This is a genomic window from Candidatus Microthrix parvicella Bio17-1 (assembly GCF_000299415.1).
Lineage (GTDB): Bacteria > Actinomycetota > Acidimicrobiia > Acidimicrobiales > Microtrichaceae > Microthrix > Microthrix parvicella.
Map to the genome: position 1 here is coordinate 1,054,824 of NZ_AMPG01000001.1, position 13,687 is coordinate 1,068,510.

Here is a 13,687-nt window from a genome sequence, read left to right on the forward strand (position 1 = left end):
ACTCCGGCCTGGTCAGGTTGCAGGTGACCAGGTGGAGTGGGTGCCGCTCGAGATCCGCTCGGGCAGGCTGATGCGGGCCAGCGGACCGTCGCTCGGGCACGACGCGTCGAGCACCCAGCACTCCGATCGATCGTTGGGAACGTCCGAGACGAACGTCAGCAGGTAGCCGCCGTCCTCGGCGGTGCTGTGATCCCTGGGGGCCATCGGCGCCTCGGACAGGAACACGCCCTCTGGCGCCTCAAGCACCTCCTCGTCGCCGGTATCCAGGTCGTGCTTCACCAGGCCATTGAACGCAAACATGCCCGGCACGCCCAGCGCGTTGTAGCTGTAACGATGACGTCGCCCGGCGTGGAGGTGGTTCACCATCGGGAACTCGGCGCACCGCTCGCTCATCGGCGCCTCGCTGGTCTGGCCGGTCACCAGGTTGAACCGCCAGCGGTGCGCCCTGGCGTCCATCGCATCGAGGGCAAGGGCATCGAAGCCCGGGTACTTCGGGTTGGATGGCCCGCTCCCCCAGATGCCCGGGTTGTGCTCGAAGAACCCGTCGAGCACCACCTCGTCGCCGTCCTCGTAGGCGTTGGTCAGGTGCAGGATGAATGTTGGGTCGGCTTCGAACCAGCGAACCTCTTCGACGCTGCCGTGCCGGGGGATCAGTGCGAACCGCAGCGGCTCGTCCTCGTGAAACGTGTTGACGAAGTAGCCGGCGGCCCGGGCCTCGATATTCCAGTACAGCGACGGTGCGTTCAGGATGGTCCAGTTCTCGGTGAAGGCCATGTCGTGGGGTTGGCGGGGGCCGGGAAACGGCACCTCGACGTAGTTGGTGAGTTCGCCGGCGGCGTCGATCACGCCGTAGCCCAGGTTGGGGTCGTCGCGCATGTAGTTGAAGAACATCAGCTCGCCGGTGTGCGCATCCACCTTGGGGTGAGCGGCCACGCCACGGCCGGAGTACTGGCAGCCCCACTTGCTGACACCCCGGTCCTCGAGCGTGACCGGGTCGAGGCGGTACAGCTCACCGCACTGGTAGTAGCTGGCCAGCGCCTCGCCCCGGTGCACGATCACGTCGGTGGAGGCCGCATCCTTCAACATGCCCCGTGCGCCCCACCCGTGCTCGGCGATCGCGTTGGACGGATGTTCGGTGATGCCCGCCCACAACGACCGGCCGGCCTGCTGCTCGGCCAGAAACCCCTCGGTCTTGACGAATCGGTTCGCGTAGCGGGCCTCACCGCCGCCGAAGCTGATCGAGTGGAGCATCGCGTCGCCCTCGAAGGGGTGATAGCGCTTGATCGGTCGAAACACGGCCGTTTCGGTATTGCGCAGGTAGGTGCCGGTCAGGTCCTCGGGGATCTCGCCGACGACGTCCAGGTCCCAGGCGTCGTACTCGGTGTGCTGGGGTCGCCACGCACCGGTCCGATACGGATGGTCGTCGTTTTTCGGCAGGTCGGAGGCATAGCCGGCGATCTCTTGAACCTTCATAGGGCACCCACTTCTTCGACGACGAATGAGACCGTTGAGCAGCGCAGCCTGTCGGCCAGACGACTCACCGAGACACCGCCGATTCAACGACGAATGAGACCGTGGTGGCGGTCGATCCACCGATGTTGAGCGTCTGGGCCCGCTGCGCCCCGTCCACCTGCGGCTCACCGGCGGTACCGCTCACCTGCTTGGCGACGTCGAACAGCATGCGGACGCCGGTGGCACCCACCGGATGGCCACCACCGATCAAACCACCGCCCGGGTTGACCGGGATCGACCCACCTCGCCGGATGCGCCCGTCTTCGATCGCCTTCCAGCACTCACCGGGGCCGGTGATGCCCAGGTGGTCGATGGCCAGGTACTCCGACGGCGTCATGCAATCGTGGGTCTCGACGCAGTCGACGTCGTCGATACCCGCAATCCGGGCCCGCCGATGGGCGTCGGTGATCGCACGCCGAACGTGGCCCATCACGAAGGGGCTCGGATCGGCGCCGCCGTCGGCGCTGCGCCGCAGCTTGGCTTCGAGGCCGAGGCTGACCGTGGTGTGGCCCCACCCCGCGATGCGCCCGAGCGGACCGGAGGCACCGCCAGGTGTTGCAGCGCCCTGCCGGTCGGCAAGCCAGCGATCCGAGACCAACACCACCCCGGCGCCACCGTCGGTGATCTGGGTGCAGTCGTTGCGACGCAGCCGTCCGGCCACCGGAGGGTTGGATCGATCGTCGGTACCGAAGCTGCGCTCGTTCAAGCGCCAGTCCCGGGTTTGTGCCAGCGGGTTGTCCTTGGCGTTGGTCAGGTTCAGCTCGCCGATGGCCCGCAGGTGGGCATCGTCCAGGCCGAAGCGACGGTCGTACTCGTCCGCGATCCGGTCGAACGTCGCGGGCCAGATGAAGTCGACCCCGTCGGTCTCGTGGCCCACCCATGCCGCCGCCTGCTGGGTGCGGGCGGCGGCGGCGCCGGGCATGGTTCGCTCCACCTCGACGCCCAGCACGAGCACACAGTCATAGCGACCCGCCTCGATCTCGGCCATCGCCGCCAGCACCGCGATCGAGCTGGACGCGCATGCCGCCTCGTGGCTCATCGCCGGCACGCCCCACAGTTCGGGCACCACGCTGGCCGGCATGGCCCCCAGGTGACCCTGGCCGGTGTAGAGCTGCCCGAACGCGTTAGCGACGTGGACCGAGTCGACCTCGTCGGCGTCAACGCCCGCCGCCTCGAGGGTTCCCTCCACGATCTCCTGCGTGAGGTCGGAGATGCCCAGGCCCTCGCGACCCAACGAGCGGGCGAAGTCGCTCTGGTACCCGCCGAGAATCCACGTCGAACTCACGGCGGCCCCCTGCCGGTCGAGATCACCCCAGCGTAACGGCGCTCTGGCGAAGCGAGGCACGGATCAGCTACGCATGACGCAAATCATTCTGCACACCAGTTCGAACTCCGGGGGATCCATCATGGCCGACGCATTCATCATCGACGCGTGCCGCACGCCGAGGGGCATCGGCAAGCCCGGCAAGGGGGCGCTTGCCCACCTTCACCCCCAGCACCTGGGCGCCACCGTGCTGGCGGCGCTGCGCGACCGTAACGACCTCGACACCAGCGACGTCGACGACATCGTCTGGGGAACCAGCTCGCAGGTCTCGGAGCAGAGCGGCGACCTGGGCCGCATGGCCGCCCTCGACGCCGGCTACGACGTGAAGGCCAGCGGGGTCACGCTCGACCGGTTCTGCGGCTCGGGCATCACCAGCACCAACATCGCCGCCAACGCCATCATGGCGGGCATGGAAGACCTGGTGATCTCCGGTGGCACCGAGATGATGTCGCTACCGAAGACGGGCATGTTGCCCATCGGCGCCAACAACGCACATCTCCAGGAGCTCCATCCACAACCGCACCAGGGCGTGTGCGCCGACGCCATCGCCACGCTGGACGGCATCGGCCGCGACGCGCTCGACGCGCACGCCGCCACCTCCCAGGCCCGGGCCGGCCAGGCAATTGCGGAGGGTCGCTTCGACCGCAGCCTGGTGCCCGTCTACAACCTGGGCGGCAGCCTTGCGCTCGATCACGAGGAGTTTCCGCGGCCCGGCACCACCGCCGAGTCGCTCGCCAAGCTGCGGCCCTCGTTCGAGGTTGTCGCCGACTACCGCCACACCGAAGATTCCAAGACCTACCGCGAGCTGGTCGCACAGAAGTTCCCCGATCTCACGATCGAGCACGTTCACCACGCCGGCAACTCCTCCGGTGTGGTCGACGGCGCCGCCGCCATCCTGCTGGCAAGCGAGGCCTACGCCACGGCCCACACGCTCAAGCCTCGGGCCCGAGTGGTGGCCACCGCCAACATGGGCGACGACCCCACGCTGATGCTGAACGCACCCGTCCCCGCCGCCCGCAAGGTGCTCGCGCGAGCCGGCATGACGCTGGACGACATCGACCTGTTCGAGATCAACGAGGCATTCGCTGTGGTGTCCGAGAAGTTTCAGCGCGACCTCAACCTCGACCGCGACAAGGTGAACGTCAACGGTGGCGCCATGGCCCTCGGCCACCCAATCGGTGCAACCGGCTCGATCCTGATTGGCACGGTGCTCGATGAGCTGGAGCGGCGCGACCTCCAGACCGGCCTGGTCACCATGTGTGCGGGCGGAGGCATGGCACCCGCCATCATCATCGAACGCGTCTGACGCCAAGCCCCTGGCTCGCCCGGAGCTCAACGGTGCGCCGCAACCGGGCGGCGCACCCCTCCATGTCTGAGGTGAGCTGCTCGTGCATGAACCGCACGGTTTGGATGCCCACCTCAGCGGCCGCCAGGTCACGCTCCCGGTCCCGCACCATGGAGGCGCAGCGGCCGTGCCAGCGCCGCCCGTCGCCCTCGGCGATCAGCGCCCCACGCGGGATGAACCCGTCGACCAGCCCGCGCACGTCGCCGTTCGACGGCAAGGGATTCTGGCGGATCACCTCGCCCATCCCGGCCGCATCGAACAGCTCGCTCAGCAGGCGCTCCAACGCCGACTGCTCCAGCTCCCGGCCGCCGGTTCGTTCATCGAGCAACTCCCCGAGCAGCACGGAGCCCCGGCGCCCCGGTTCCCCCAGTCGAACCAGCGCTCTCCCGACGTTGAGGTAGCCGACCAGCTTGTCGTAATGGGCCTCCTCCAGCGCGGCGGTCAGCCGGGCCCTGCTGGTCTCACCCGACAGGTCCACCAGCGTGCGGGCCGGCGTCGTCACCGGCAACCCATCAACGGCGCCAACATCAGCCTTGTCGAGACTGCGGGTGCGGTGAACGATCATCTCGCTTCCCACCTTGGGTGTCCGACGGTGCGGCACCACCAGCGTTGGCCGGCACCGCACGATCGACTTCAGACCCCAGAGCCGAGCGGCCGAACCGTGGGAGATCAACGACTCGGGCCCCACCCTGAGGTGAGCGACCCACAGCCGCTGCTCCTCGCTGGTGGGAGATCCGGGCAATCGCATGACCCCCGGCATGATCGACTCGAGCCGACCGGTCTGCATCGCCCGTCGTAGCTGCCACTCGCTCAGCCCGATTTCGAGCAGTTGCCTCCGGGCGACCACGCCGCGCTGTGCGCTCGCCAGTCGGTCAATCCTCCCCGGAAGCGGTGCCATGCCGGCGACCGTACGACCAAGTACCCCCTGTGGCACCGGGTATCGCTCCCCGGGGTCGAGCGAACCGGCACGACCAGGACATGCCACAGCGATCGCACCCACGGCCGATCTGGGTGTGATCGCTGAGGCCCGTCCCTCAGTAATGCCACCCAGTTCAGGCACGGGTGCGATCGCTGTGGCGGCGGCGAGCAACCATCCCGGACACCGGTCGAGGTGACCGAACCGAACACACGACCCACTCCGGGTAGTTGCCCATGGCGATCCCCACCCGGTCGCCGGGCGCCACCCCGCCGCTCTGCGCCAGGGTGGTCTCCAGAGCACCCGCCACGGCGGTGACCCGGCCGAAGGACCAGCGTTCAGCCGAGGTTGGAGAAGTCGGGTTCGCGCTTCTCGGCGAAGGCGGTCATGGCCTCCAGGTTCTCCGGCGTGCCGAGCAGGCGTTGGAAGGCCTCGTCCTCGCGTTGGCGGGCGGCGGCGATCTGCGGTGCCATCGCCGCCAGGATCGCCGTCTTGGATTCCACCAGCGAGCTGATCGGCTTGGCGGCGAGAACCCGGGCGTGGTCCATCGTGACGGAAAGCAGATCGTCGGGCTCACACACACGAAACACCAGACCCATCCGTGCGCACTCCTCGGCGTCGAGCCACTCGGAGCTGAGCAAGGCCCACGAAGCCTGCTGGCGCCCGAGGAGCGCCGGAAACGTGTAGCTGCTCGCCAACTCGGGAGCCACGCCGAGACGGGTGAACGGGCATTTCACCCGGGCGGTCGACGACATGAACGCCAGGTCGGCGAAGCCCAGCACCGTGGCCCCAAAACCCACCCCAATGCCGTTGACCGCCACGATCAGCGGCTTGGCAAAGGTCGCCATCGTGTCGGCGAGACGGGGGAACGCATGGACATCGGCATCACCGGTGCCAAGGGCGATCTCGGCCATTTCGGCGAGGTCGACCCCGGCGCAGAACGCATCGCCGGTCCCGGTCAACAACACGACGGCGACCGCCGGGTTGTCCTGCGCATCCACCATTGCGTTGGCGAGGGCGTTCCACATGTCACCCCGCATTGCACCCTTGGCCTCCGGCCGATCGATCGTGACCGTACGGATCCGGTTGGCGTCGCTCACCTTGATATTGGGGCAGTCGTTCAGGTCATCAGCGCCGGCTGAGCCGGCTGGGGATGGTTGGGCGGGGTTGGTCACTGCTGGTCCCTGCTGTAGGAGTTGGGGTTGGTTGCGGTGCCACCATCATCGGCGGGGGCCTCGAAGATGCCCGGGTACATGGTGGTGGTGGCCGTGCTCATCAGGTTCACCCGCTCACGTCGGCCGATCGTGGCAGCGAACTCAAGTCCCTCATCTGCAAGCCAGCGACCGCCACCGTCGAGGGCATCAAGGGCGCCCTCGACAACAACCCGGGGGTCGACGGGAGGGGCGAAGGCCCGCTCCAGGTCGGCACCACCGGAGCGAAACATGGGGGTGTCCATCGTGGGGGCAACGACTGCGAGCGCGTCGACGCCGGTATCGGCCAACTCCCAGCCCAGCGCCTCAACCAGGTTGACCGAGAACGCCTTGGTGGCGCTGTACAGCGCCACTCCCCCGGTGCCGGCGAGTGCAGAACCAGAACTGGTGGCGACGAAAGCACCGCGTCCTCGATCGACCATGGCCGGAAGCGCCCACGACGCCAGGTCGGCGGTGGCGGCGCAGTTGACGTCGATGATGGCGCGGCGCCTTGCCGGGGCCATGTCCAGGTAGCGACCGACAAACGCCACACCGGCGTTGGCGATGGCGAGACCAACTTCCAGGCCTTGTGTCGCTGACCCGAGTGCCTCGATCCACGCCGGGTTCTTCAGGTCGGCGACGAGTGACCTGACGGTTGCCTCATCGCCGAGTTCGGCGGCAACGTTCTCCAACTGAGGAGCCACATCCACCATCACCACGCCGAGTCCACGCTCAATGAGTGCCTCGGTGAACGCCAGGCCCACGCCCTGGGCGGCGCCAGTGACCACGGCCCACCCCCCGTACCTCGCTGCGAAGCCTTCCATCACACCCCCTCGGCCGGCCGACGGTCCAAGCGGGAGATGCTACCCAGCCATGCGGGAAGCGACGGCGTACAGACGCTGGAGCCTCAGGGGCGACCTGCGGCCCAGGCCCAGCCCAGCTCTGCAATGGCGTTGACGTCGTTCGCCGTCGTGACCGGCTCGGATGGCTCGTCGGCCTCCAAGTACCAGCGCACCGCCCCTGCCAGCGCTGAAGCCCACATCGCCACCACCAGGCTTCGGTCGGCCTGTGGCGAGGTGCCCAGCTCGAGCAGCTGGTCATCGAAGTCCTCGACGAGTACCTCTGCGATTCGTGCGGTGAAGCGCCGCAACGGGGCGCCGTCCCCCTCGCCCCGAACAATGATGGTCAAGACATCGGGCCACTTTCCCGCATACTCGAGCAACACCCGCAGGCGACCGCCGTCCGATCCGATCGCATCGGAGGCCTCGAATGCCGCTGCGACGTTGCCGGCGAACTCGTCAACCACGTCGGTCAGCAGGTTGGCCTTGGTCCCAAAGTGCGTATAGAAGGTCGCCCGGGTCACGTCGGCTCGCTCTGCCAACGCATCGACGGAGACCGCGTCATACCCCTGTTCCAGCACCAGCCCCACCATGGCCGCCCGTAGAGCCGCCCTGGATCGTTTGACCCGCTTGTCCTTAGCCGTCTGGTCAAGCTCCATGGCCCCCGCCCTTCATGAGAGTTACTTGGCACTCTGTATGGTTCCGAACATCATGTTGATTTTTGGGGAGTGGTGTCAACCTTCCTCTCGCCTAGCTGGGAGCAACCACGTTGAAGACCATGGTGATCACCGGCGCCGGAGCCGGAATCGGCCTCGCTGCCTCACGGCGGCTGGCTCAACTCGGCTGGACGCTGTGCCTGACCGACGTCGACGAAGTGTCACTGGAAGCGCTGCGAACCGAGTTGGGTGACCGCCACAGTTATCAGGTGATGAACGTGGCCGACGCAGAAGCGGTCGCTGTGGTCTTCGCGGCTTTTGCCGCTACCCATGGGGGCTCGTTCGACGGGCTGCTCAACAACGCCGGGCTCCTCTCGATGGGCGCGTTCACCGAGTTCAGCCTCGCCCGGCACCAACTGATCACCAGGGTGAACGTCGAGGGCGTGCTCAACTGCACGCACCTGGCGCACCGCTACCTGTCGAAGGGACACAACCCGACGGTGATCAACATGTGCTCGGCCTCTGCCGACTACGGCGTGCCCGAGCTGGCCACCTACTCGGCCAGCAAATTTTGGGTGAAGGGGTTCACGGAGGCGATCAACCTCGAGTGGGAGGCACAGGGCATTCACGTGTGCGACATTGCGCCAGGGTTTGTCGGCACCTCCATGCTCGACGGAGCCGCCGGCGAGATCGTCGATGCCGTTGGCGTCAACCTCACCTCGGAAGACGTGGCCGATGTCATTGTCGCTGCCACCGAGGACCGAACTCGGGTTCATTGGGTGGTCGACAACGCCATGTCCAGGCTGCAGCGAGCCATCATCAACAAGGCACCGACCAGCCTGCACCGGAGGGCGATCAAGCAACGCTCGGGAATGTAGCCACTCGGGAGCGGCCGTCTCGATGGGTCTCGGCCATGGTCATGGCATCAACCGGACGGCCGTCTTCACTGGATCGACTACACCATGGCGGCGTTCAGACCGCTGCGAACGTGTCGGCCAGGTCCCGCAAGTCCTTCTTGGAGATCTTGCCCAGTTCAGCAGTCGGAAACTCGTCGAGGTAATAGACCGCCCGAGGCACCTTGAAGTCGGCCAAAGCGCCGGCGCAGGCGTCGATGATGGCGGCGGCCATCACCTCCTCCGACTCGGCGCCGGCGTTGCGGATCACGAACGCCACGGGCACCATGTCCAACATGTCGTGGCTCTTGGCCACGACCGCGATGTCGTCGATACCCGGCACCGTGCGGCACACGTCCTCCACCTCGCGGGCCGACACGTTTTCGCCGCCCACCTTCAGCGCATCCTTGTCGCGGTCGCAGTAGAAGATGTTGCCGTCGGCCTCCAGGCGAACCACATCCCCGGTGCGGCACCACCCGTCGTTCGAGAACATCTTGGCGTTGGCCTCGGGATTATTGAGGTACTCCTGAAACACCGAGATGCCCCGCACGCCGCGGATCCACAACTCGCCCATCTCGCCCACTTCGGCTGGGCGATTGGTCTCGTGATTGACGACCATCATCTCGTAACCGGGTGCAACCCGACCCATGGCCATGTCGGGGTAGGCCTCGTTGGGGACCGAGCGGACGCAATGGGTCACCAGCTCGGTCATGCCGTAGGCGGCCATGACCCGCATACCAAGCCACTCATCCAGGAACGGCATGATCAGGCCGAACACACCAACCCGAACCGTGTGCTCGGGGATCGGCTCGGCGCCGATTGCCTTGAAGACGAACGGGATCAACGAAATGTGCGTGACACGGTGGGCGGCGATGACCTGCCAGAAGCGGCTGGTGGAGAACTTCGGCTGCAACACCACGGTGCCGCCGGCGCCAAGCACCGTCCACATCGCCCAGCCCTGCGTGTTGATGTGGAAGAACGGCAGGTAACACAGGTAGGTGTCATCGGGGCCGAAGTCGATGTTGGGCGGGTTGACCTTGGCGCTCCACAGCACGTTGCCGTGCGTGTGCACCACCGCCTTGGGCTTGGAGGTGGTGCCCGACGTGAACATGATGCTCACCGGGCGCAACGGATCGGGGTGGAGCGCCGGCACGGTGTCGGCGTCGCCGAACAACGAGTCGAACGACTCACCTCCATGGGCCAACTGCTCATCGTCGGCAGGCTCGCCCACGTTGTCGTCGGTCACGACCACCCAGGCCAGGTCGGCACCCGCCTCTGCCACCACCGACGCCAACTTGGGTTGGGTGATTGCCCCGACAGCGCCCGAGTGCTCGATGAAGTAGCTGAGCTCGGCGGCCACGCTGCGGGTGTTGGTGGTGACCGCGATGCCGCCAAGGCGGGCCACCGCGTACCAGGCGATCGCCGCTTCGGGACAGTTCTCGGCATGGATCAGGACCGCGTCCCCCACGCCAACACCCCGTTCGGCCAGCCCGGCGGCGACCTTCCTGGTGGCGACGGCGAACTCGCCATAGGTCCAGGTTCGGCTCGGACCGTCCTTGGGCTCCCACACCAAAAACGGGTGATCGGCCCGGTTGGTCGCCCGCTGGTCGAGCAGCCACCCGACGTCCTGTCCATGAAATTGAAACCTGGCGACGGTCTCGGCGTCGAGCTCCACCGCCACGTCTTCGGCCGCCCCGCTCACGTCGACGTTGATTGGCTGCTGATCGTTGGTCGCAGTCATCGCGCTGTTGCCCCCAGGCTGTTGCATCGGGTCAGACTCACTCGATCTGACGGAGTGTCAGAGTAGCGATACCGGTCCATACCCGCGCCCGACCGTCGACCCATTGGTCGGGGGTTCCCCGTGCGGCCCACCGTGCGGCCGCCCCGATTCCCCACCGCCTGAGCCTCCACCCGTCATTGCCCTCCCCCGTCATCGCCCTCCACCCGTCATCGCCCTCCCCGGGGCGGGGGCCCTGGTGTGAGCGCCCTGGTGTGAGCGCCCTGGTGTGTCAGCCCTGGTGTGAGAGCGATGACTGGTGCCGTATCGTGCTCGACACGATGACGTACCCAACCGGCTCTTCGACTTCGACCTCACCCTGTTCGACCCCGACGGCGCCGAGGCCCATGCGTTTAACAGCACGGTCGCACAGCTGGGGATCGAGCGGGTCGCCGCCCACTACGACGCCTACCGGGACATCAACCAGGCGCTCTGGGACGCGGTCCATGCGGGCGAACTCACCCCCGGCGACGTGCACGTGTCGAGGTTCGAGCAATGGGTCGCCACCAATGCGCCGGCCGACGTCCAGCGACCCCGCATCGACCGCCTCGGCATCGAGGACCTGTTCGATGCCATCACCATCTCGACCGAGGCCGGGTCGGCCAAGCCCGACACGGGGATCTTCGACGTGACGTTCGAGGCGCTTGGGTGGCCCGACAAGTCGGGGGCCGTCATCGTCGGCGACAAGTGGTGGGAGGTGTTCCGCAGCCGTGAATGATGGACTGAACGACACCACCTCCAGTGGGTTGGGCAGCGACCGACTCCGCAAGGTTCGGGCGCTGCTGGCCAAGGCGGAGGAAACCAACTTCCCCGACGAGGCCACCACGTACCTGGAGAAGGCAGCAGCGCTCGTCGCCAAATGGGAGTTGGACGAGGCGATGGTGTGGGCGGACACGCCGGACGCTCAACGGTCGGCACCGACCTCCCGCACCATCGACGTTCTGGCTCCGTACGCCGCCCGCAAGAGCGTGCTGTTGGGGGTGATCGCCGAGGCCAACGGATGCCGGGCGATCCGGCTGGACACGGCATCGGACGGCCACCGGCTGGCGGTCGTCGGCTTCGCGCACGACATCGAGGTGACCGAACTGCTGTTTTCGTCGCTGCTGGTGCAAATGACCCGGGCAATGCTGGTCGACGAGTCCCGCCAACGCAGCGCCTCGGCAACTGCGTCGTGGCGTCGCAGCTTCATCGTGGCGTTCTCCAACCGGGTGGGCCAGCGGCTGCAGGCAGCACGTCGACGTGCGGGGGTCGACCACGACCAGGCCTCGCCGGCCGGCGAATCCACCGCTGCGATCGTGCTGGCCGACCGTTCTCACCGGGTGGACGAGGAAACCAGGCGGCAGTTCCCTCGGCTGCGCAGCAGCTACGTCACCTCCGGCGGCTCCGCGTCCGGAGCCAGGGCCGGCGTGCGCGCCGGCAACCAGGCCGAGTTGGGTGGTCGCCTCAAACCGGCACCCAAAACGTTGTCGAGATGACACGTCGCTCCTCGTCGGCACACTCGGTCATCGACGAGGAGACCGCTCGGGTTTACGCCGCAGAAGATGAGGCCGCGGCGTCGTTTCCGCCACGGGGCTACCGAAGCTTCGCCGACCTTCGGGCCCACGTCGACGCCATCGTCAGTTCGGACTGGTGGGCCGACACGTTCCCCTCGGCACCCATCGAGATGCACGTCGAACGCCGATCCCGCACAGCCACGTTCTCGGCCGCCTGCCGTGCCGATGGCGCCGGGATCGTGTGGATCGTCGACGGCGAGCACTGGAATGCAGGGGTCGTCTGTCACGAACTGGCACACGTTGCCTCCGGATCCGGGCACGACGCCGGGTTCCGCACAGCATTGCTGGCGCTGTGGCGCCGGGAGTGCGGCTTCCCCGCCGCCACCGAGCTGTCGGCACAGCTCAACCTGAGGATGACGGGCAACCGGCCCGGCCAACCGTTCACGAGCAACTGAAGTGGTGTACGGAACCCAGGTTCATAGCCCTCGATGATTCACCGCAAGATCTGCTCATCGTCATCGTCGGCCGGCTGAGCTTCGATCACCTCCCGGATCATCTGGCCGCGAGACCCCCCGACGACCTGGGAGGTCCACGCCCCGCTGCCGGCGGGCGACCACGGGCTTGATTATCGTGAACGGCACACGGTCAGGGCCCCCGCCTCTGTCGTGTCCGGAGGAAACATGACCCGCGCAACCGTCACCGGAGCGTATGGGCTCGTCGGAGCCAACCTCGTCCGAGCATTGCTCGACCAGGGGGTGGTGGTACGAGCCGCAGACGTGCGGCGCACCGACTCGCTCGACGGCCTCGACGTTGAGCATGTCGAGGCCGACGTCCTCGACCCCGAGGCACTTGGCGCCGCCTTCGCCGACGCCGACGTCGTATTTCACCTGGCCGCCATGATCTCGATCGTCGGGGACCCCACCGGCAAGGTTCGGCAGGTAAACGTCCAGGGGCCTCGCAACGCCGGCACCGCCGCCCGAGCAGCGGGGGTCGGACGTTTTGTGCACTGCTCCTCGGTGCACGCATTCGACCTGCACAGCTGCGGGCCGTCGCTTGACGAAACCGGACCCCGCACGGCCGGCGCGCCCGCCCCCGCGTACGACCAATCGAAGTTCGCCGGCGAGCAGGCGCTTCGGGAGGCCGCCGGGACCGACCTCGATTTCGTGATCGTCAACCCCACCGGGGTCATCGGCATCCACGACCACGGGCCCTCGCGTGTGGGCGAAACCATCCTGGAGCTGCGAGACAACAAGATCCCCGTCAACGTCGGGGGCGGCTTCGACTTTGTCGACGTTCGCGACCTGGTCGACGGCATGATTGCGGCCTGGAGGCAAGGCCGAACCGGGGAGAACTATCTGCTTTCGGGCACCCGCATCTCGATCAAGGAACTTGCCCAGATCGTCTCGTCGTTCACCGGATCGAGGGTCCCCAGGATCGACGTTCCGCTGTCGCTCATCACCCCGCTCGGCCCGCTGGTGATGAGGCTGACCCCCGGCAACAGGATCCCCATCTTCACCCCCGACTCGTTGCACGCGCTGAGGTACTCACCTTCGGTCAGCCACTACAAGGCTGCCACCGAACTGGGCTACCGGGTGCGCCCCATTCATGAGACGGTGGGCGACACCCTCAACTGGTTCGCGGCGGCAGGCAGCTGAGGCGGCGGTCGCCGATGGGGGTGAGCACCACCTCTGACGTAGATTGAGCACCACGGGCCGTCGATCGAGCCCTGGGTCACAGCGACG

The 13,687-nt window shown here is 67.2% G+C and carries 14 protein-coding genes; 6 read left to right on the plus strand and 8 right to left on the minus strand.

The window, feature by feature from the left end; translation table 11 throughout:
- Window positions 1-12 precede the first annotated feature (12 nt).
- Window positions 13-1,473, minus strand: coding sequence for a carotenoid oxygenase family protein (locus MPARV_RS0105125; RefSeq protein ID WP_020377485.1), 1,461 nt, complete (start codon window positions 1,471-1,473; stop codon window positions 13-15).
- 64 nt (window positions 1,474-1,537) lie between these two features.
- Window positions 1,538-2,797, minus strand: coding sequence for an acetyl-CoA acetyltransferase (locus tag MPARV_RS0105130; RefSeq protein WP_020377486.1), 1,260 nt, complete (start codon window positions 2,795-2,797; stop codon window positions 1,538-1,540).
- A gap of 121 nt (window positions 2,798-2,918) precedes the next feature.
- Between MPARV_RS0105130 and MPARV_RS0105135 the strand changes: the two genes are divergently transcribed.
- The gene (locus MPARV_RS0105135; RefSeq protein ID WP_031277314.1) at window positions 2,919-4,142 is read left to right on the plus strand and encodes an acetyl-CoA C-acetyltransferase; all 1,224 of its coding nucleotides are present in this window, start codon (window positions 2,919-2,921) and stop codon (window positions 4,140-4,142) included.
- Here the strand turns inward: MPARV_RS0105135 and MPARV_RS0105140 are convergent.
- The 5 genes from MPARV_RS0105140 to MPARV_RS22275 all read right to left on the minus strand — a co-directional run bounded on the left by MPARV_RS0105140 (window position 4,126) and on the right by MPARV_RS22275 (window position 7,785).
- Window positions 4,126-5,079 (minus strand): hypothetical protein, encoded by a 954-nt coding sequence (locus MPARV_RS0105140; protein WP_157789467.1) that lies wholly within the window; start codon window positions 5,077-5,079, stop codon window positions 4,126-4,128. The two genes, MPARV_RS0105135 and MPARV_RS0105140, sit on opposite strands and share 17 nt — an antisense overlap.
- A 154-nt stretch (window positions 5,080-5,233) precedes the next feature.
- Window positions 5,234-5,407, minus strand: a complete 174-nt coding sequence (locus tag MPARV_RS24570) for a hypothetical protein (protein WP_020377489.1) — start codon at window positions 5,405-5,407, stop codon at window positions 5,234-5,236.
- A gap of 28 nt (window positions 5,408-5,435) precedes the next feature.
- Entirely contained in the window at window positions 5,436-6,221 is a 786-nt protein-coding gene (locus MPARV_RS0105150) for an enoyl-CoA hydratase/isomerase family protein (protein ID WP_031277316.1), read from the minus strand.
- 47 nt (window positions 6,222-6,268) lie between these two features.
- Window positions 6,269-7,111 (minus strand): SDR family NAD(P)-dependent oxidoreductase, encoded by an 843-nt coding sequence (locus MPARV_RS0105155; RefSeq protein ID WP_051011888.1) that lies wholly within the window; start codon window positions 7,109-7,111, stop codon window positions 6,269-6,271.
- An 83-nt stretch (window positions 7,112-7,194) separates the two neighbouring features.
- Window positions 7,195-7,785, minus strand: coding sequence for a TetR/AcrR family transcriptional regulator (locus tag MPARV_RS22275; protein ID WP_081582090.1), 591 nt, complete (start codon window positions 7,783-7,785; stop codon window positions 7,195-7,197).
- A gap of 119 nt (window positions 7,786-7,904) precedes the next feature.
- On the opposite strand from MPARV_RS22275, the gene MPARV_RS0105165 reads away from it, so the two are divergent.
- Window positions 7,905-8,660, plus strand: a complete 756-nt coding sequence (locus tag MPARV_RS0105165) for an SDR family NAD(P)-dependent oxidoreductase (protein ID WP_020377493.1) — start codon at window positions 7,905-7,907, stop codon at window positions 8,658-8,660.
- Window positions 8,661-8,754: 94 nt separating this feature from the next.
- Here the strand turns inward: MPARV_RS0105165 and MPARV_RS0105170 are convergent, their stop codons facing one another.
- The gene (locus tag MPARV_RS0105170) at window positions 8,755-10,416 is read right to left on the minus strand and encodes a class I adenylate-forming enzyme family protein (RefSeq protein ID WP_172636556.1); all 1,662 of its coding nucleotides are present in this window, start codon (window positions 10,414-10,416) and stop codon (window positions 8,755-8,757) included.
- A 295-nt stretch (window positions 10,417-10,711) separates the two neighbouring features.
- On the opposite strand from MPARV_RS0105170, the gene MPARV_RS0105175 reads away from it, so the two are divergent.
- From MPARV_RS0105175 to MPARV_RS0105190, 4 genes are all read left to right on the plus strand, one after another.
- The gene (locus tag MPARV_RS0105175; protein WP_020377495.1) at window positions 10,712-11,170 is read left to right on the plus strand and encodes an HAD hydrolase-like protein; all 459 of its coding nucleotides are present in this window, start codon (window positions 10,712-10,714) and stop codon (window positions 11,168-11,170) included.
- Window positions 11,163-11,927 carry a DUF2786 domain-containing protein gene (locus tag MPARV_RS0105180; protein ID WP_020377496.1) on the plus strand — a complete coding sequence of 255 codons (765 nt, stop codon included), beginning with the start codon at window positions 11,163-11,165 and terminating at the stop codon, window positions 11,925-11,927. Before MPARV_RS0105175 ends, MPARV_RS0105180 begins: the two co-directional genes overlap by 8 nt.
- Window positions 11,924-12,400: a hypothetical protein gene (locus tag MPARV_RS0105185; protein ID WP_020377497.1), complete on the plus strand. Its 477-nt coding sequence runs from the start codon at window positions 11,924-11,926 to the stop codon at window positions 12,398-12,400. The genes MPARV_RS0105180 and MPARV_RS0105185 overlap by 4 nt, the downstream gene beginning before the upstream one ends.
- 225 nt (window positions 12,401-12,625) lie before the next feature.
- Window positions 12,626-13,600, plus strand: coding sequence for an NAD-dependent epimerase/dehydratase family protein (locus MPARV_RS0105190; protein WP_020377498.1), 975 nt, complete (start codon window positions 12,626-12,628; stop codon window positions 13,598-13,600).
- Window positions 13,601-13,687 lie beyond the last annotated feature (87 nt).